This window comes from Gottfriedia sp. S16(2024), from assembly GCF_050473765.1.
Lineage (GTDB): Bacteria > Bacillota > Bacilli > Bacillales > Bacillaceae_G > Gottfriedia.
In genome coordinates, this window is sequence record NZ_JBFLUO010000001.1 from 3,605,146 (window position 1) to 3,622,622 (window position 17,477).

At 30.5% G+C, this 17,477-nt stretch carries 19 protein-coding genes; 16 read left to right on the plus strand and 3 right to left on the minus strand.

The features are described 5' to 3' along the window. Positions 1–24 precede the first annotated feature (24 nt). The 4 genes from AB1282_RS16985 to AB1282_RS17000 all read left to right on the plus strand — a co-directional run bounded on the left by AB1282_RS16985 (position 25) and on the right by AB1282_RS17000 (position 2,128). Positions 25–450 (plus strand): SRPBCC family protein, encoded by a 426-nt coding sequence (locus AB1282_RS16985; RefSeq protein WP_056477163.1) that lies wholly within the window; start codon positions 25–27, stop codon positions 448–450. Positions 451–656: 206 nt separating this feature from the next. After that, complete coding sequence (locus AB1282_RS16990) at positions 657–890, plus strand: hypothetical protein (RefSeq protein WP_429899608.1); 234 nt, start codon at positions 657–659, stop codon at positions 888–890. 44 nt (positions 891–934) lie between these two features. Continuing rightward, the gene (locus tag AB1282_RS16995; RefSeq protein ID WP_056477169.1) at positions 935–1,120 is read left to right on the plus strand and encodes a hypothetical protein; all 186 of its coding nucleotides are present in this window, start codon (positions 935–937) and stop codon (positions 1,118–1,120) included. Between the two features lie 150 nt (positions 1,121–1,270). Beyond that, positions 1,271–2,128: a GNAT family N-acetyltransferase gene (locus tag AB1282_RS17000; protein WP_429899609.1), complete on the plus strand. Its 858-nt coding sequence runs from the start codon at positions 1,271–1,273 to the stop codon at positions 2,126–2,128. A gap of 339 nt (positions 2,129–2,467) precedes the next feature. Here the strand turns inward: AB1282_RS17000 and AB1282_RS17005 are convergent, their stop codons facing one another. Continuing rightward, positions 2,468–3,310, minus strand: coding sequence for a hypothetical protein (locus tag AB1282_RS17005; protein ID WP_390311447.1), 843 nt, complete (start codon positions 3,308–3,310; stop codon positions 2,468–2,470). A 426-nt stretch (positions 3,311–3,736) separates the two neighbouring features. Between AB1282_RS17005 and AB1282_RS17010 the strand changes: the two genes are divergently transcribed. The 10 genes from AB1282_RS17010 to AB1282_RS17055 all read left to right on the plus strand — a co-directional run bounded on the left by AB1282_RS17010 (position 3,737) and on the right by AB1282_RS17055 (position 13,940). Then, positions 3,737–4,765 (plus strand): alpha/beta fold hydrolase, encoded by a 1,029-nt coding sequence (locus AB1282_RS17010; protein ID WP_429899610.1) that lies wholly within the window; start codon positions 3,737–3,739, stop codon positions 4,763–4,765. Between the two features lie 41 nt (positions 4,766–4,806). Further along, positions 4,807–5,385: a TetR/AcrR family transcriptional regulator gene (locus tag AB1282_RS17015; RefSeq protein ID WP_056477178.1), complete on the plus strand. Its 579-nt coding sequence runs from the start codon at positions 4,807–4,809 to the stop codon at positions 5,383–5,385. 157 nt (positions 5,386–5,542) lie between these two features. Then, positions 5,543–6,763 (plus strand): phospholipase D-like domain-containing protein, encoded by a 1,221-nt coding sequence (locus AB1282_RS17020; protein ID WP_429899611.1) that lies wholly within the window; start codon positions 5,543–5,545, stop codon positions 6,761–6,763. A 179-nt stretch (positions 6,764–6,942) separates the two neighbouring features. Then, positions 6,943–7,974: an N-acetyl-gamma-glutamyl-phosphate reductase gene (gene argC / locus AB1282_RS17025; RefSeq protein ID WP_429899612.1), complete on the plus strand. Its 1,032-nt coding sequence runs from the start codon at positions 6,943–6,945 to the stop codon at positions 7,972–7,974. Positions 7,975–7,987: 13 nt separating this feature from the next. Continuing rightward, positions 7,988–9,211 carry a bifunctional ornithine acetyltransferase/N-acetylglutamate synthase gene (argJ, locus tag AB1282_RS17030; protein ID WP_429899613.1) on the plus strand — a complete coding sequence of 408 codons (1,224 nt, stop codon included), beginning with the start codon at positions 7,988–7,990 and terminating at the stop codon, positions 9,209–9,211. Between the two features lie 14 nt (positions 9,212–9,225). Beyond that, positions 9,226–9,996 (plus strand): acetylglutamate kinase, encoded by a 771-nt coding sequence (argB, locus tag AB1282_RS17035; protein ID WP_429899614.1) that lies wholly within the window; start codon positions 9,226–9,228, stop codon positions 9,994–9,996. Next, entirely contained in the window at positions 9,989–11,152 is a 1,164-nt protein-coding gene (locus tag AB1282_RS17040; protein WP_429899615.1) for an acetylornithine transaminase, read from the plus strand. Before argB ends, AB1282_RS17040 begins: the two co-directional genes overlap by 8 nt. 159 nt (positions 11,153–11,311) lie before the next feature. After that, on the plus strand, positions 11,312–11,779 hold the full coding sequence (locus AB1282_RS17045) for an NUDIX domain-containing protein (protein ID WP_429899616.1): 468 nt from the start codon (positions 11,312–11,314) through the stop codon (positions 11,777–11,779). Between the two features lie 141 nt (positions 11,780–11,920). After that, the gene (locus tag AB1282_RS17050) at positions 11,921–12,832 is read left to right on the plus strand and encodes an aminoglycoside phosphotransferase family protein (RefSeq protein WP_429899617.1); all 912 of its coding nucleotides are present in this window, start codon (positions 11,921–11,923) and stop codon (positions 12,830–12,832) included. 208 nt (positions 12,833–13,040) lie between these two features. After that, positions 13,041–13,940 carry a peptidase MA family metallohydrolase gene (locus AB1282_RS17055; protein ID WP_429899618.1) on the plus strand — a complete coding sequence of 300 codons (900 nt, stop codon included), beginning with the start codon at positions 13,041–13,043 and terminating at the stop codon, positions 13,938–13,940. Between the two features lie 134 nt (positions 13,941–14,074). Here AB1282_RS17055 and AB1282_RS17060 read toward each other — a convergent pair whose 3' ends face one another. Continuing rightward, positions 14,075–14,269, minus strand: a complete 195-nt coding sequence (locus tag AB1282_RS17060) for a hypothetical protein (RefSeq protein WP_056477206.1) — start codon at positions 14,267–14,269, stop codon at positions 14,075–14,077. 539 nt (positions 14,270–14,808) lie between these two features. Here AB1282_RS17060 and AB1282_RS17065 point away from each other — a divergent pair. Further along, entirely contained in the window at positions 14,809–15,585 is a 777-nt protein-coding gene (locus AB1282_RS17065; protein WP_429899619.1) for a hypothetical protein, read from the plus strand. Positions 15,586–15,899: 314 nt separating this feature from the next. Here AB1282_RS17065 and AB1282_RS17070 read toward each other — a convergent pair whose 3' ends face one another. Next, complete coding sequence (locus AB1282_RS17070; protein ID WP_429899620.1) at positions 15,900–16,826, minus strand: helix-turn-helix transcriptional regulator; 927 nt, start codon at positions 16,824–16,826, stop codon at positions 15,900–15,902. A 163-nt stretch (positions 16,827–16,989) separates the two neighbouring features. On the opposite strand from AB1282_RS17070, the gene AB1282_RS17075 reads away from it, so the two are divergent. Next, positions 16,990–17,448, plus strand: a complete 459-nt coding sequence (locus tag AB1282_RS17075) for a VOC family protein (RefSeq protein ID WP_429899621.1) — start codon at positions 16,990–16,992, stop codon at positions 17,446–17,448. Positions 17,449–17,477 lie beyond the last annotated feature (29 nt).

Here is a 17,477-nt window from a genome sequence, read left to right on the forward strand (position 1 = left end):
GGTATCAAGAGAGGCGGTATTAAAATGGAAACATCTAAACAAGTTACAGTAAAAGCAACTATTAATGCATCAATCGAAAAAGTATGGGAATTTTGGACAGAACCTGAACATATTAAAAAATGGAACAGTGCTTCAGACGACTGGCACACACCAATTGCAGAAAATGACTTGCGTGTTGGTGGAGAATTCCGTTCAAGAATGGAAGCAAAAGATGGCAGTTTTGGTTTCGACTTTGGTGGGATTTATGATGAAGTAAAAAAATATGAGGTTATTGCTTATACTCTAGGTGATGGAAGAAAGGTTAATATCACATTTAGTGGTAAAGAAAACGAAACGGAAGTAATTGAAACATTCGATCCTGAAACAACTAATCCTGTTGAGTTTCAACAACAAGGATGGCAAGCAATTCTAGACAATTTTAAAAAATATGCAGAACAAACAAACATTTAAGTAGATATAAAGAGAATGATGTTATTGAATCATTCTCTTTTTTTTGCTTAGAATGCATATTTTCATACCAAATCGATATATGTGGCCTTTTATTTAAGGTTTTTGGCTGATTAGTTGGTCAAGACTAAACAAGTTAATCATGGTATTCTATTTATAAATATAAAATGTAATAATTTACCAAAAAAAGAATTTAAGGAGGTATTTAAATGAAAAGGAAAACTTTCTGGATTCCAACAATTGTATTCATTGTTACAACTTTTGTATTGTACTTGTGTGGTTATTTATTTAACATCGAATATTTAAAATGGTTCAATTTTGAGGAAACTTCAAATGGAGGATTTTCCTTTGGTGGTTCATTGAATCCAATTATCTTTGGTTTTGTTATTGGAAAAGTTGTGGAATGGATATATAAAAGCAGGGAAAAAAACAACATAGCTTAGTAAATTACTAGGAGTTAACTTAAGGGAAAAAAGGAGCGGAATAAATGGAAGTTATTGTCCGAAAGTATAGAACAATTTTCTTTTTACTAATAATAATTGTAAATATAATTTATATGACTTTAGACAATAAAAAAATAGAATTAATGACATCAATCGTAACTGTAACGATTGCCTCAATATTGTACATTTTAAAATTGAGATATGATAATAAGGGCAAAAAGAACAATTAGAACCACGTTGATTTTAAACGGTAGTTGAAAATATGATTTGTAATAAAATTAAGGCAGCTCATTTTTAATGGGAAAATGATGAAAGTTTAATAAGTTTTAAGAGATTATTAAATTCAAAAATGAAAAATCGCTTAAAAGGGAGTAGTAATATTGACTATATCAAATACTAAACTCACTGATCGAATTCAAAGAATTATAAGAAACGCAGAATGCGAAGTTAAATCTTCAAAAAATGAGGTCTTAAGACCAGAACACTTACTATTAGCATGTTTTCAGGAAAATACTGGTACGCTTGGCGAAATTACATTGAAATGTAATATTGATTTAAACTCTTTAAGAAATTTGATTGATCAATCGGATATTGTTCCAGTTCAAAATTTGGTGAGTGAATTTTTTAATGTATCTGTATCCAGTGAAGTATTGGCAGTAATGGTACTTGCTACTGAATATATGAAAAAATACAATCAAGTATATCTCAATGTAGGTCATTTATTAAAGGCATTAATTAATAAAAATGTAGTTGAAAACTTTCTCACAGAAGAGCAAAAACAAATTATTTTAGAACTTGGTACTACTTCTCGTGATATGATCACTCATCTTGATCATTACATATTTCCAGATACTACTAAGCAAATAATAGTTCGAAAAATAAATAGAAATGATTATATCAATCTATTTAATTTTGTAAATCATAACTTTTCAAGTGATTGGATCCAAACAATAAAAGATGCGTTCTTACTAATTGAGCCTTCGATATTTATTGCTTTAGATAAAGATGGAGAAATTGTCGGATTCGCTTGTTATGATGTATATAAAAATAAAAAATGTTATTTTGGACCAATGGGAGTCTCGTTAACTAAGAGGATTAACGGAATTGGATTTTCTTTACTTCATCACTGTTTAAAAGATATGAATGAAATTGGTTATGAGTATGCAATAATCGGTGGAGCGGGACCAATAGAATTTTATGAAAAAACATGCAATGCAGTTGTAATTCCTAGAGCATAGATTGTGGTTTGTTATTGAACTAAAGCATTGCCATAATTGAATGAAAAGACGTTTTTTCATATCATTACGGTAATAATAGGTCTATCCATTTTAACTTTAGTTGAATTATTAAGGAAAAAACAAAATATTAAGGTCATTAGCTAAAATGAATAAATTAAAGCGGTTTTCAATATTTTAGGAATATACAAAAGTTGAGATTTGAAAGGATTTCATTTGCAATTGTGCAAGACATTAGGTGTAAAGAAGGGCTACTATGGTAGCCCTTTTTAATGTTAATGACGGATCAAGAAATGATATAACTGAAAAACACAGAAAACCTGACCCCTTGTAATTAGATAGCTAGTTAATGCTTGAAAGCAAAGGATCGATATTCACTTTCCATGGAGAAATAGGAGACGTTCTCACCAATGAAAAAGAAAGTTTCTTTCTAATCCGGCCTATATCTTTTATAAAAAGATTAACCTCAACTGGGATTTCAGTTGCAATAGAGTTTGCTCTTAATTCCTTGGTTTGGGGCAAAGTCCACTGAATCGCATCAATTTTTTCTAATTTCTTAAGTTCTTTTTTCATATTTTTTTGATTACTTATGGCAATATTTTTAACCAAGCCTTTATCTCTGTTTTTAATCGTAACAAATAATACATTTAGCAGTTGGGACGGTGGAAGGTTACTCATATATTCATTTATCCTCCCAGCAGCTTTAAGGATCATCACATGATGAGATAAGTCTGCCTTACCTGTCCGATGTGTCGTACTTCCCATAAAATGAATACAAAAATGACCACAGAAACCGTTTGGAAGCGAACCTGCACCATGTGGCATTCCGTGCATGGAGGCAGGGATTAGGTTGTCATCAGCTAAAATTAATACAGCCCTTCTTCGCCAACTCCAGTTCCCTCCGTATATTTCTTTCATTATCCTAGTATCTTCTCTTGTTAAAGGCTGCACATCTGCATGCCTACTACCAGCTCTTCTTTGTACATTAAAGCTCTTGCCACTTTCAACATCGATTACAGTGAACAATGAGTATTTTGGGATTATTTTGTTTACAGCTTCCCAATCCTGAATTTCTATTTGAAAGCTAATTGGGGTAAGTACTGGTTCGTCTGTTATAGCGTAAGTAAAATCTGTAAAGCTAATTAATGAAAGGGACAGGATTACAATAAATAAAACTTTTTTCACAACTATAAGTCAACTCCGATGTTTAGAATACATCTATTTTGTGTTATTTTTTAGAAAAAATTGCTATTAAAAATTTGGAAATATAAGGCATCCTTCTTAAAAAGGAAAATGAGATTAGTCTTTGGGGCTTTACTCATACTTAACTAAATAATTTATTAATAAATCTTATAAAACTAACAACTGCTGAGCTGCACAAATTGACGACTGTTTAGTGGAATTTTTTTGAACAAAATAGCGGGGAAGTTGAAAAAACAAACATATTTGGATTAATAAATAAATAGTTTAAGGTAGATATGGTGATTAAATGAAAAATGGAAGTTCTCTAAGTTTTTTATATGTTTTAGTAGAATTGACAGAGCAAGATGCATAATATATTATGAGTGAGTAACTCACTCACTATTTGACATTAGAAAGGAAAGACTCTAAATGACAAAATCCAATATTTTACCTGATATCTTTTTTCGTAAATTTAATCAAAGGAAAAATGAAAAGAAGTTAGAAATTAATTCTGAATATATGATTAATGAAGAAAAGTATGTAACGATTGGGGGGATTGATCAATGGATTACAATCCGAGGAGAAGATAGAAGAAACCCTGTTCTTTTATTGGTTCATGGTGGCCCTGCCTCAACTTATACTGTTTTTAGTTCTTTAATATGTTCTTGGGAAAAGCATTTTACGATTGTTCAATGGGATCAGCGTGGTGCAGGAAAAACTTTTAAAAGGAATGGTAAAGAAGGCTGTGGTAAAATTACATTAAACCAGTTGGTAGAAGATGGAATTGATTTATGTAGTCTAATTTGTAATGAACTTGAAAAAGATAAAATTATTTTGGTTGGAAGTTCCGTCGGTAGTCTTATAGCCACATTATTAATAAAGGAAAGGCCAAATCTCTTTTATGCGTATGTAGGAACTGATCAAAACTGTTTTGATTATGAAAATATCACATACCAATTGGCGATTGATGCTTTGACTGATGCAGGGAATACGAGGGGACTAAAGTTTTTAAAAGATTTAGGACCAGATCAATCAAAATGGACACAAAAAGAGTTTGATAAAAGAAATCAGATATTAGTAAAATCTACCAAAAATGTTCCTAATATGGTAATGGACCTTATATTGCCTTCTATGCTTTCATCACCTCAACATAATGTAAGCGATCTATTCGATATATTTAAAGGGATGAAATTTTCGGGAAATCAATTGTTTAATGAACTGATAAACTTTAATTATTGCCGGCTAGGAACGGTATTTTCAATTCCTTTCTTTATTTTTCAAGGAGACCATGATATTATTACGCCTACCGAAAATGCAAAACGGTTTTTGCAAGAAATCGAAGCACCTTTAAAAGAGTTTATTTATATAAATAACGCCGGACACTTAGCTTGCTTTGCAAGACCTGAGCAGTTTTTACAAGAATTAATAAATAGAGTAAGGCCATTAGCAATTAATTAAAAAAATAAATAAGTAAGAATGTATAAATTGGAGTGAGTAAGTTGTTACCAAAAGATCATAATCAACAAACTGATAGAAAGGTGCTTATAAAACAATCTGCCTTGAAAATATTCGCATTGAATGGTTATAAAAATACGAAAACAAGTGTAATTGCAACTGAGGCAAAAGTTAGTGAAGGTTTAATATTCCGTCACTTTCAATCAAAGGCAGAACTGTTTTTTCAAATTATCGAAGGTTTAATGCTTGAGTCTGAAAGAGAGCTAAGTTCATTGCAATTTTTTCAAGGAACTCCATACCAACTACTAAAATTATTAACTGAAAAAATGTTAGACGAAAACCATAAATATGCATTTATGATTGTCCAACAAGCGAGGAAAAAAACAGAAGTACCAGAAAAAGTGACTGAATTATTATCTAAATATTCGCCTGATTATTTAATTGATTTACTAGTACCAATATTTATAAAAGGTCAAGAAAGTGGTGAATTTTTAAAAGAAGATCCACGAAAAATATTAGTATGGTATATCAATGTGATAAATAGCTTAACCATTCAAGATCTTGTGGATGATAAATTTGGCTTACCTACTTCTGATTTTTTGATGAAAATGTTAAGGGCTTAAAAGGTACGCTGATTGAAATAAAAATTCTTAGTAATAAAAGTCCTTAAGGGTTGTCTAGTTAGACAGCCTTTTATTTTCCATAATTAAAATAAATATGGATATTTAAGACATTTTATTCAAAAAATACTCTTATGCCAAACCTATGTAAGAGGAATCTATGAAAAAAATATTAAAATTCATCTTTAAAACTTTAGTTCTTCTATTTTCACTTTTAGTTATTTTATTTGCTTTAAATGAGATTGAAATGGAAAAAGCTCAAAAAAAGAATGTTTTTGCTGAAAAGCCAATAACTTATCCAATTGGACATAGTGATTTGTCGATTTATATGAACGGAAAGAAATTAAATAACCAATTATTTAATGATATTAGGAATGCAAAAAAGGAAGTCCATATCTACTTTTTTTCAGTTTCTAATGATCGTGTATCTCATGAATTTTTAGATGTCTTAAAAAAGAAGAGTGATGAAGGAATTCCAGTTTATTATGCAGTTGATCGTCTGGGTGGAATTTTATTAGAGCGAAAAGAAAGAAAATCTTTAATCGATCATGGAGTACATTTTACATATTTTAATAAACCGCAATTATCTTATTTTTTTGCATCGTTAAACAACAGAAATCATCGTCGAATGACGATTATTGATGGAGAAATTGGCTATATTGGTGGGTTCAATATAGGTAAAAAGTATATAGATGAAAAAAAAGGATTAAAACCTTGGGAAGATGTTCAACTTAGGTTAGTAGGTAGCGGTGTTGAAGGCTTAGAAAAACAATTTGTACATGATTGGAGAAAAAATTCAGACCAAAAAATTACACAGATGGCCATCAGTAAAAAAATTGGGAAAAGCCAGCATCAATTTGTTTCTTATACTAAAATAGGGATTGAGCAAGAATATAGTAAATTGTTTAAACAAGCAAAACATTCGATTACAATTTATTCTCCTTATTTTATACCGAATAATAAAGTAATATGGGATTCATTATTAGATGCAGCAAATAGAGGAATTGAAGTAAAAGTATTATATTCTCATAAGTCAGATGCACTTTTAGTACAACAAGCAGCATTTCCATATATAAAGCAAGCTTGGAAAAATAACATAAAAGTTTATGGGTTTAAAAAAGGTATTTTTCACGGTAAAGTAATTAAAATTGATGATAAAGTTCTAATGATTGGCACAACCAATTTTGATTCCAGGTCATTTCATTTAACGGATGAATTGAATTGTTATATATATGATCAACAGTTTATCAAACAGGTAGAACCAGAATTAGCCAATGTATTCAATCAATCATTTGAAATTACGCCTACTTATATTAAAAATTTACCTTTTAAAGAACGAATAAAAGAAAAAATTGCTAAAGTATTTGAATTTTATTTATAGGGCAAACAACTAGTTGTACTGTATTTTAATTTAAGGAATACAATGAAAAAATAATGAAAGATTAATCAAGAAAATTGGTTAATCTTTTTTTATTTTCAAATATTTATAAAAATACAATTGATTTTATATTTATTCATAATTATAATGAAGAATATAATTTTATAAAAGGGGATGTAAAAATGAAAGTCGGTATTATAGGGGCAACCGGATATGGTGGTCTGGAACTTGTAAGATTCCTATCAATGCATCCGGAAATAAGCGGTATGAATTTTTATTCAACATCAGATTATAAGGAAGATTTGTCTACTTATTATCCACATTTAGCTAATCGTTCTAGTGGGCCAATAAAAAAGTGGAATAAAAATAAATCTGTTTCCGAAAATGATATTTTGTTTTTTGCTACACCACATGGAGTTAGCAGTGAGTTAATGGAAGAAATCGATTTTTCGAAAACAAAATTGATTGATCTATCAGGGGATTTTCGATTAAACAAAGAAGAAACATATCAAAAATGGTATAAACATACGCATCCTTGTTTTTCAAAAACAAACGAATTTACATACGGACTATCTGAACTTAATCGAGAAGCGATCAAACAATCTAACCAAATAGCTAATCCAGGATGTTATCCAACAGCAACGATACTTGGAGTCGCACCATTATTAAAGGCAGGAATTGTAGGGAAAAATTCAATAATAGTAGATGCTAAATCTGGAATTTCTGGAGCTGGAAAAACAGCAAATGAAACGACTCAATTTATGAATCGAAATGAAAATTTATCAGCCTATAAAATTACTGAACATCAACATATACCTGAAATTGAACAATTTATTGAATCAATTGATTCAAAACAGGATTTCATAACTTTTACACCACATTTAGTTCCAATGACAAGAGGAATTTTGTCAACAATTTATGTTACTTCAACACGTGAAATTAGTAACGATGAATTAAAAGAAATCTATAATCAAAGTTATGAAGATTCCTATTTTGTGAGAGTAAGAGATAGTGTACCTTGTACAAAAGATGTTTATGGTTCAAATTTTTGTGATTTATACGCAACTTACGACGATCGTACAAATCGAATCACAATCGTTTCTGTCATTGATAACCTTGTTAAGGGAGCGGCAGGTCAGGCGATTCAAAATATGAATTTAATGTTAGGTTTACCAGATGAAACAGGTTTACAATTTACACCAATATTTCCATAAGGAGAGATAAAAGTTGATAACAAAAGAAAAGAATATAAAAAAAATAAATGGAACAATTACATCACCAAATGGTTTTTATGCAAGTGGAGTTCATGCTGGACTACGTTATAAACGTAAAGATTTAGGATTAATTTATTCCGAGAAGCCAGCATCAGTTGCGGCAGTTTATACATTAAATTTATTTCCAGCAGCACCAATTGCAATTACAAAAAAGAGTATTTCATATAGTAATAAGCTTCAAGCAGTTTTAGTAAATAGTGGTTGTGCAAATGCATGTACAGGTAAAAAAGGAGAAGATGATGCCTATTTAATGAGATCATGGTGTGCTGAGCACCTTAATCTGCCAGAACACTTAGTCGCAATCGCATCAACGGGCGTAATCGGTGAATATTTAAAAATGGATCGATTAAAAGGTGGAATTGACAAGTTAACTCTCGGGAATAAGTTAGAAGATGGAGAAGATTTTGGCCATGCAATATTAACGACAGATACAGTTATAAAAACTACTTGTTATGAAGTATTGATCGATGGAAAGCTTGTAACGATTGCTGGGTCTGCTAAAGGTTCTGGAATGATTCATCCAAATATGGCAACTATGCTTGGTTTTGTGACAACTGATGCGACGATCAGTTCTTGTCAGTTACAAACTTTATTAAAAGAAGTGACAGATAAGACATTTAACCAAATTACAGTTGATGGAGATACTTCAACAAATGATATGGTTTTAGTTATGGCAAATGGAGCTGTTGAACATGAGGAATTAACTGAAAGTCATCCAGATTGGGCTAACTTTGTAGCCGCATTTCAATTAGTTTGTGAAGACTTGGCTAAAAAGATTGCTAGAGATGGTGAAGGGGCAACTAAGTTAATTGAAGTAAATGTAAATGGAGCTTCAAGCCAAAAAAATGCAAATCAAATTGCTAAATCAATCGTTGGATCAAATTTAGTAAAAACAGCTGTTTATGGTGAAGACGCTAACTGGGGGAGAATTATTGGTGCCATTGGATATAGTGGGGTCGAAGGTAATTTTAATCAAATCGACATCGCCATTAATGGTGTAACAGTTCTATTTGGTAGTAAACCAGTTGAGTTTAATGAAGAAGAGGCTAAAGTTGCTTTGAAAAATGAGATTATTTATATAGATGTCCATTTACACGAAGGAGATGAGCTTGGTACTGCTTGGGGCTGCGATTTAACTTATGATTATGTGAAAATAAATGCAAGCTATCGCACATAAGGGGGAATTAAACATTGGAAACAGTAGTCATTAAACTTGGTGGTAGTTTAATCCATAACTTATCAAATACATTCTTTGAAAATATAAACCAATTAAAAATGAGCGGTAAAAAGGTCATCCTTGTTCATGGAGGGGGACCACTTATAAATAACTTATTAGTAAAGTTTTCAATTCCAGTAGAAATGGAAGATGGCATTCGTAAGACTTCATCTGAAGTTCTAGAAATTGTAGAATATGTACTAAATGGAAAAATCAATAAAGATTTAACGATTATTTGTAATCAATATAATATTAAAGCTATTGGTCTATCAGGATGTGACAATCTATTACTTGAAGCTTCACTTTTTAATAAGGGAAAATTAGGTTGGGTTGGAGAAATTGAGGATGTAAATACGAATCTATTAGATTTACTACTTAACAATGATTATGTACCAGTACTTTCACCTGTCGGGGTGGATAAAATAGGCCAAAAATATAATATTAATGCAGACGAAGCGGCAAAAAGTATCGCCAAGGCAATGAATGCGGAATTACTCTGCTTTATAACAAACACAAATGGTGTTTTAGATCTTGAACATAAATTAATTGAAAAGATTACACCTAGTGAAGTTAACAAATTAATTGATGAAAAAACAATTTATGGTGGCATGATTCCTAAAGTTACAAGTGCCTTAAATGCATTAAATGTTGTAAATTCAGTGGCTATTGTAGGTGAGAATTTCTTAAATGAAAATGGAACGATTAACGGGACAGTATTTTCAAAAGGAGTTGTGTTAAGTGAGTAATTTATTCCCAACATATAATAAAAAAACAATTAATTTTCAAAATGGAAAAGGTACTTACTTATATGATGACGAAAATAACAAGTACCTAGATTTTTTAAGTGGAATTGCTGTTTGTAACTTAGGTCATTGTCATCCAAACGTTGTAAATGCACTAAAAGAACAAGTAGAATCGATTTGGCATGTATCAAATTTATTTACAATTAAAAAACAAGAAGAGCTAGCTAAAATTTTAGTAAAAAGCTTTAAGGATGGATTAGTATTTTTCTGTAACAGTGGTACAGAAGCGAATGAAGCAGCTATAAAATTAGCAAGAAAACATTCAAGTAAATCTCAAATTATTAGTTTTAAACAAAGCTTTCATGGCCGTACGTTTGGATCAATGGCTGCGACAGGTCAGTCTAAAATTCATGAAGGATACGGCGAAATGTTAAGTGGTTTTACATATGTACCTTATAATGATTTAAATGCTTTACAAAATGAAATTAATGAAAATACTGGAGCAATTATTTTGGAGGTAATCCAAGGTGAAGGTGGTGTAATCGTTGGTAATAATGATTTTTTTGAAGGGGTTCAAGCTCTTTGTAAAAAACATGAATTATTACTCATTGTTGATGAAGTACAAACCGGAGTGGGCAGAACAGGAACAATGTTTGCCTATGAACAAACTCCACTAGATCCAGATATTATTACGCTAGCAAAAGGTTTAGGGAATGGTTTTCCAGTTGGGGCAATGCTCGGTAAGAACAAACTAGCAAATACATTCTCGTTAGGTGCGCACGGTTCAACCTTTGGTGGAAATTATTTAGCAATGGCTGCTGCATTTGAAACAATCAATATTATTAATGATTTGCCATTCTTAAATAGTGTAAAAGATAAAGGACAGTATTTATTTGATAAATTAGCCGAAATAAAAGAAGAGTTTCCACAAATAGTAGAAATACGCGGTAAAGGATTAATGGTTGGTATCGAATTAAATCTTTCTGTGGATCAATTAGTGGAGCAATTTTTAAAGAATGGTTTAATCGTTGGTACTGCTGGCCCTAATGTATTAAGACTATTACCGCCAATCAATTTATCATACGAGGAAATAGATGAAGCAATCCAAATTATGAAACAAGTACTTTCTAATTATTTTTTAAATAGCCAAGTTAAATAGTGAATAGTATTTTTTGACTAGAAGGCATTCATGGACCTATACCATGATGCCTTTTTATTATTTAGGTCTTTCTACTTGATTAGTAGAAATAGATTGAAAGTTGAATTTATTTTTTAGATAATGGAATAATCACTTTTATTAGGGGAGGAGCGCTAGGTTATGTATCATATTCGCGTAAGAGCATGTGCTTTAATTATTGAAAATGATTCAGTGTTATTAATTCAATTTACAGATGAGGACGGAATTCATTATAATTTACCAGCTGGTGGTACCGAACCTGGTGAGACAATTATTGAAGCTGTAAAAAGAGAAGCATTTGAAGAAGCAGGTGTAGATGTTGAGGTAGGTGAACTAGTATTTGTTTCAGAAAATGCACCTCATATGACCGGTCATAAAATACATGGATTAAGTTTAATGTTTCGCTGTCATATTAAAGAAGACTCAATTCCAACAATGCCACTAAATCCAGATCCAAACCAAACTGGCGTAAAATGGGTACCAATCAATGAATTAGACAAGATCATCTTATTTCCAAATATTAAAGCTCAAATTATTAAATATGCAAAAGGTAAACATCAAAATAATCGATTAATTGAAGAGTTCAAATTAAAAGAACAACTAATTTGATTATACACTCCATCTTTCATTTAATGAGAGTGGAGTTTCTCTATGTAATTTTTGAGGGACTCAACTTTTCTACTTTTCCAAAGCGCAATTATACGTTAGTTCATCTATCAAAAACGATTCTTTATAGAACAGGGTGATTAAATGATAGCTCTTCCAGATCAGTTTATAAAAACCATTAAAGATATCCATAAAGAAAAAGGAGAATTATGGCTCGAGAATTTTGAAGACTTGTGTAAAAGATGTGAAATTCGATGGAATATGAAAATATTATCTCCATTTGAATTATCATATAATTTTGTTGCGCCAATTTTAATAGATGGTCAGAAAAACGCAGTTATTAAATTAGCAGTCCCTAATGAGGAATTTAATAGTGAGGTTGAAGCTTTAAAGGAGTTTAAAGAGAATGATTTCGTTAAAGTTATTGACTACGATCTTAATGAAGGAATCCTAATTCTAGAACAACTACTGCCTGGTGAAACTCTGGCTACAATTGAAAATGAAGAAGAGGCAATGCACATAGCTGTCACAGTGATGAAAAACTTATGGATAGCTGCACCTAAATCTACTAAAATACCTTCCATATTAAGTAGAGAAAATAGCTTAAGACGAATTGTTGAAAAATTTCCTAATGGCTTAGACCCTATATCAAAAGAAATGCTATTAGATGCATTTACTATTTTTAAGGAAATGAATCGTACACAAACTACAAAATACTTACTTCACGGGGACTTACATCATTATAATATATTAAAAGCTGGAGAAAACACATGGAAAGTTATTGATCCAAAAGGATTAATAGGTGAAAGAGAATATGACATCATCCAGTTTCTTTTGAACAAATTAGAGGGGAAAAATATTACTACAACTCTAGAAAATCGAATTGATCAACTAGTAATAGAATTGAATCTAAATAAAGAAAGAGTACTACTGTGGGGTTATTCGCATGCTGTATTATCAACATGTTGGAGTTTAGAAGATGAAGGAACTTATAATGAATACTTTTTTAAAGCGATAAATGTTTTTAAAGATTTACATAAAAAATATTATCAGTAAAATTTTTTTGGTTGTTTTATCTAAATATAAGGTTTAAGATAGTTGAATTTCTTATGGAACAAAATGGCAATAGTTGCATAAGAAAGAGCTAGGCAATTTGTTTTAATTAATGAGAATCTAGTGCAAGTTATTTAAATTTAATGATAAAATGGGAATATTCTTACATTTATCAATTCTTTTATCCCTGAAACTAGCGAGGTTTAGCAAAATGAAAAGATTTATTAAGATTTTCGGTATCACTTTATCTTCCATAATACTTGTTTTATTTTTATTTGTCATTGGTGTGGGAGTATATTTTCACAAAGCTTTAGAGAACAAAACTAACGAAAAATTACCTTATCTCCAATCAATTAAAATGATTCTGACTGCGAATTTTGAGGGGAAAGCCGAAAGAGACCTAAAAGAAACTAGATTAAAAGATAAATTTCATAATGTTACTATTTACTATCCAAATGATTTTTCAGAACTTATTCCAATTACGAAGGAAACGTTAGATTGGGCGATTAATAAAAATAAAAAGGTCTTTGGAACAGTTAAAGTAAAGCCTGTTGATCTAATCGTATTTAAAGATAAGAAAGAGATGCAGGAGTTAAGTGGTCTTATTGATGTGTCTGGGTTTTATTCGGATTTTGATAAACTAATAGCAATAAAGTACGAAGATAAAGAATCGATTTTAGAAAAAAAGGAAACATCACTATATTTCTTTCAAAAATCTATTTTACATGAGTACACCCATTATATATTTAGTCAAATGGTAGCAAGTACAAAAGGTGGTGCTTCAGCTTATCCATTATGGTTTAACGAAGGTATATCTGAATATATTGGAAATGATAAAACAATAGTAGAGCCTATAAATTTCAAAGTAGTACCTTTTGATCAATTAAATGATGGGAAGCAGTGGCAAACCGCAAGATTTCAAGAGGATACAAATGTATATATGGAAAGTTACTTCGCGATAAAATACCTTGTGGATAACTATGGAGAAGGAGTTTTAAAAGAAATAATCAATTCAACAAACTCAACAGGGAAATTTGAGGAAAGTTTCGAAAAAATAACAGGAATAACTCTTTATGATTTGGAAGATAAATTTATGGTTTCCTACAAATGAAAAATAAATCATTAAAAATGGTCAACCAGAAATCTAGCTGGTTGACCTTGTAATATGTTAGAAAGTTGGTTTCGTTTTTTATTTTATTCCGCCTTGAAATATTGTTAAGTTTATAATATCAACTTAACAAACTTTTAAACATTGAAAAAGGCATCGTAAAAATAATACAAAATTATGATCATACCCACTGAGAATAATAAACTTCTAATCAAAGTGGTTTTCTTACTGCTTTTTGTTTCAGTTTTTCTTTTCTTAAGTTCTTCAACTAATTCATAAATGATCGGAAGTGTACCAAGCGAAAAATAACCGAGTTTTAACATTATTTCCATTTCTTTTCCCCCTAATGTTGTTATTTCTTTCTTTTAATTCTCAACATTATCTTCATCATTTTTTCAGCCATTTAAACAATTCTTCTAAATTAAAATGTCTAACTAGAAAATTCGAAAAATCAAATTTGGATATAGTTCAATAATAATTTAAGCTAGTATAAAATAATTTTTAACAATTTTAAAAATGAAAATGACTATAAAACCAATAATTGCAGCAATTAGACTATGTCTAGTAATAGTAAAAGTATCTTTTTAAATAGTACCTTCTTTTTCATATTGTCTATCAAATAAATGATGGAATAAATTCACTCCAATAAAAAGAAAAAATAGTTGAAGAAAATTATAGATATTTATTGTACCCACGCCATTTTAATATGCTTTAAGTAAATTATACCTATTAAACGGGTATTTGTAATTTGGGGGAATTTCGCATTTTTTCTACTAAAATTAAATTTTTCTTGTTCAAGTGAATGGCAGTTTAGTTGCTTAAGAATGTTATACTAAAAGTAGTTATTTAAATGAATTGAGGTATATGTTTATTGAAAAAGACATCACATTTCAAGAAGATTATCATATTAATTACTTTATTACTTTTATCCTGTTTATTACTGGTAAAGTGCAATATACCTGATAACGAGAGGGATCAAATTTCTATTAAAAAGCTAAACCTAAAGTATGTTAAAGAAAATGATCCTGATTTTTTTATTGAATCAATACGAGTGAATAGTAATGACAAACGTTTAGGTAATCAAGTTGAATTAAAAAGTGCAGATTACGGATGGATGCTAGATTTATTGTTAGAAAATAAGAAAGAAATTTACAATGAAAGAAAACCGAATACATACAAAGTAAAGCTAACTTTTATGGAATATGGTTGGACATTTGAACACGATACGAGCCCGTATGACGGTAAACAATCTACATTTTATATTAGTCAAAAATTGCAAAAACAGTTTATCCAACAGTACTTAGCTTCGTATCCTAGAAATATTATTTTAACTAAAAAGAAATACAATTGGGATGAAAATATCGAAGGAAAAATAAGCATTGCAAAATACACTTCGCTTGATCAGGGCTTAATTCTAGCAATAAGTGGTAATGACGTTGGTGATGATTCAGAATTTCCTATTAAAATAGCTGATTTATTTCCTGAAAATACAAAATCAAATAATGAAGTAATAACGATTCCATTTAGTTTTAAGTTATTTGATTATCGAAAGAAATTGAGAGATAGTAATCAAGTTTATATTGAACTAATAAGTACTGACGGTACGCTGATCTATGTTGATGACAAGATACATTTAAGAACAAAATAATATAATCTTAAGCAACTAACTCAATGGTTGAAAAAAACAATCGGCTGAATAGTCAATTGTTTTTTTTGAGCTTAATGGTAGTTTAGTTCCATAAAAAAACGAAATGATATATTTTCGCAAAATTAGAATCATGTCAATTTACCCCTAAGCCCCTCTCATGCTTCGTTTTGTCTCGACTACTTTATTTATAAAACCACATAATATGAAGGAATGCATTAATTACTTACACATTATCGAAGAAATTCACTCAAAACCAGTTCTTTTTCAATTTTTGTATTCCTTTAGCCTATCAAAAATTTGATAGAACCCATTGATTATATATTTTCTATAATATCTCTATAATATTTTCGTAAAGCTTCCTTTAAATTAGTGGGCTCTATGATTTTTACTGTTGGCCCTAATCTGGCGAGATATTTAATGATAAAACCAAGTTCATTTGGCTCATATGTACCAATAATATATGAATTTTCAAACTCGTAGATTAATTCCATAGATGGATAATGTTCCTGTTGAAATAATTCTATTCCTGCTTGGTTTATCAACCATTTAAACTTTATTGCTTTTTCTGATGGATTCCAAAGTGAATGCGAATTTTGCTTAGTTATTTCTTTTAATTCTTCCAAAGGTTGAATGGTTGTTATTTCAGCTGAAGAAATACGATCACAGCGAAAAACACGGTAAGCCGTTTTATCCATATCATATGCTTGACAATACCAATATCCCTTCATTACGTATATTGCAATAGGGTGAATAGTACGAAGGCTGTTTTGATAGGTTATTTTTAGTACGATATTTTGAACAGCTGCCATTAATAATATTTCTAAATGTATGCTTTCTTTGTTTTGTACAGTATGTTGAAAGGATACGCGATTTTGCATCCTCTCTATATCTTGTTTTTGAGATTCCGACAGTTCGTTAATGAATTTTTCATGAATTGTACGATAGGATACTTGAAAAGGTAAATTTGAAAAGCTTCGAAGTGCCTGCATTGCAAAGTAAAGCGCTAGGATTTCTTGATTATTAAAATAGATAGGTGGAAGCTTCATTTGATTAAGTAAACGATATCCCCCATAACGACCGTATTCTGCATAGATTGGAGCGCCAATTTCTTCTAATGAAGCCACATCTCTAAGTGCTGTCCTTTTTGAAATCTGAAATTCCTGCATTAAATCTTGAAGTGTAAAATGCTGTTTTTGATTGATGAAGCGAAGTATTTGATTAATTCGTTCTGATTTTTTCATAAAAACACCTCTTAATGGTGCCTAGATTTGTCACCTTTAGGCACTACACTAGTAAGTGTAATCAATATTGATGTAGGAAACAATACAATCACGTTGATATATTGGATTACTAACCTGACCAATGATTTAACATTACACTGAAATTTAAAGGAGTTGTATTACTTTGACAGTACAATTGAATTCATTTTTGATGATGGATGGAAATGCAAAGGAAGCTATTGAATTTTACAAGGAATCACTCGATGCAAATCTTTTATTTTGCCAAACATTCGCGGATGCACCAGAAGATCCTAAATCCCCTCTACCAGAAAAATTGAAGGATTTAGTAGCACACGCAATTATAAAAATCGGCGAGACCAATATCATGATTGCAGATATGTTTCCAGGTATACAATATCGAAACGGGAACAATGTTAACATCTGTATTACTACTAATGAAATAGAGAAAACAAATAAGTTTTACGAAATGTTAAAACAAGAAGGTCAAGTGGTGATGCCACTGAAACAAGTTCATTTTAGTCCTGCCTACGCCATTGTAACCGACAAATTCGGTATTACCTTTCAAATTTTTACTGCACTATCAGAAGAGGCTGTAAAAAGAGGTCATCAAAAAGAAAATTGATCGTTTTGAATTTCTTGCACAAATCTATT

Excerpts from the sequence above, each read along its gene's own strand:
- AB1282_RS16985 (WP_056477163.1), top strand. The coding sequence starts at position 25 with ATGGAAACATCTAAACAAGTTACAGTAAAAGCAACTATTAATGCATCA.
- AB1282_RS16990 (WP_429899608.1), top strand. The coding sequence starts at position 657 with ATGAAAAGGAAAACTTTCTGGATTCCAACAATTGTATTCATTGTTACA.
- AB1282_RS16995 (WP_056477169.1), top strand. The coding sequence starts at position 935 with ATGGAAGTTATTGTCCGAAAGTATAGAACAATTTTCTTTTTACTAATA.
- AB1282_RS17010 (WP_429899610.1), top strand. The coding sequence starts at position 3,737 with ATGACAAAATCCAATATTTTACCTGATATCTTTTTTCGTAAATTTAAT.
- AB1282_RS17020 (WP_429899611.1), top strand. The coding sequence starts at position 5,543 with ATGAAAAAAATATTAAAATTCATCTTTAAAACTTTAGTTCTTCTATTT.
- argC (WP_429899612.1), top strand. The coding sequence starts at position 6,943 with ATGAAAGTCGGTATTATAGGGGCAACCGGATATGGTGGTCTGGAACTT.
- AB1282_RS17045 (WP_429899616.1), top strand. The coding sequence starts at position 11,312 with ATGTATCATATTCGCGTAAGAGCATGTGCTTTAATTATTGAAAATGAT.
- AB1282_RS17050 (WP_429899617.1), top strand. The coding sequence starts at position 11,921 with ATGATAGCTCTTCCAGATCAGTTTATAAAAACCATTAAAGATATCCAT.
- AB1282_RS17055 (WP_429899618.1), top strand. The coding sequence starts at position 13,041 with ATGAAAAGATTTATTAAGATTTTCGGTATCACTTTATCTTCCATAATA.
- AB1282_RS17060 (WP_056477206.1), bottom strand. The coding sequence starts at position 14,269 with ATGGAAATAATGTTAAAACTCGGTTATTTTTCGCTTGGTACACTTCCG.
- AB1282_RS17070 (WP_429899620.1), bottom strand. The coding sequence starts at position 16,826 with ATGAAAAAATCAGAACGAATTAATCAAATACTTCGCTTCATCAATCAA.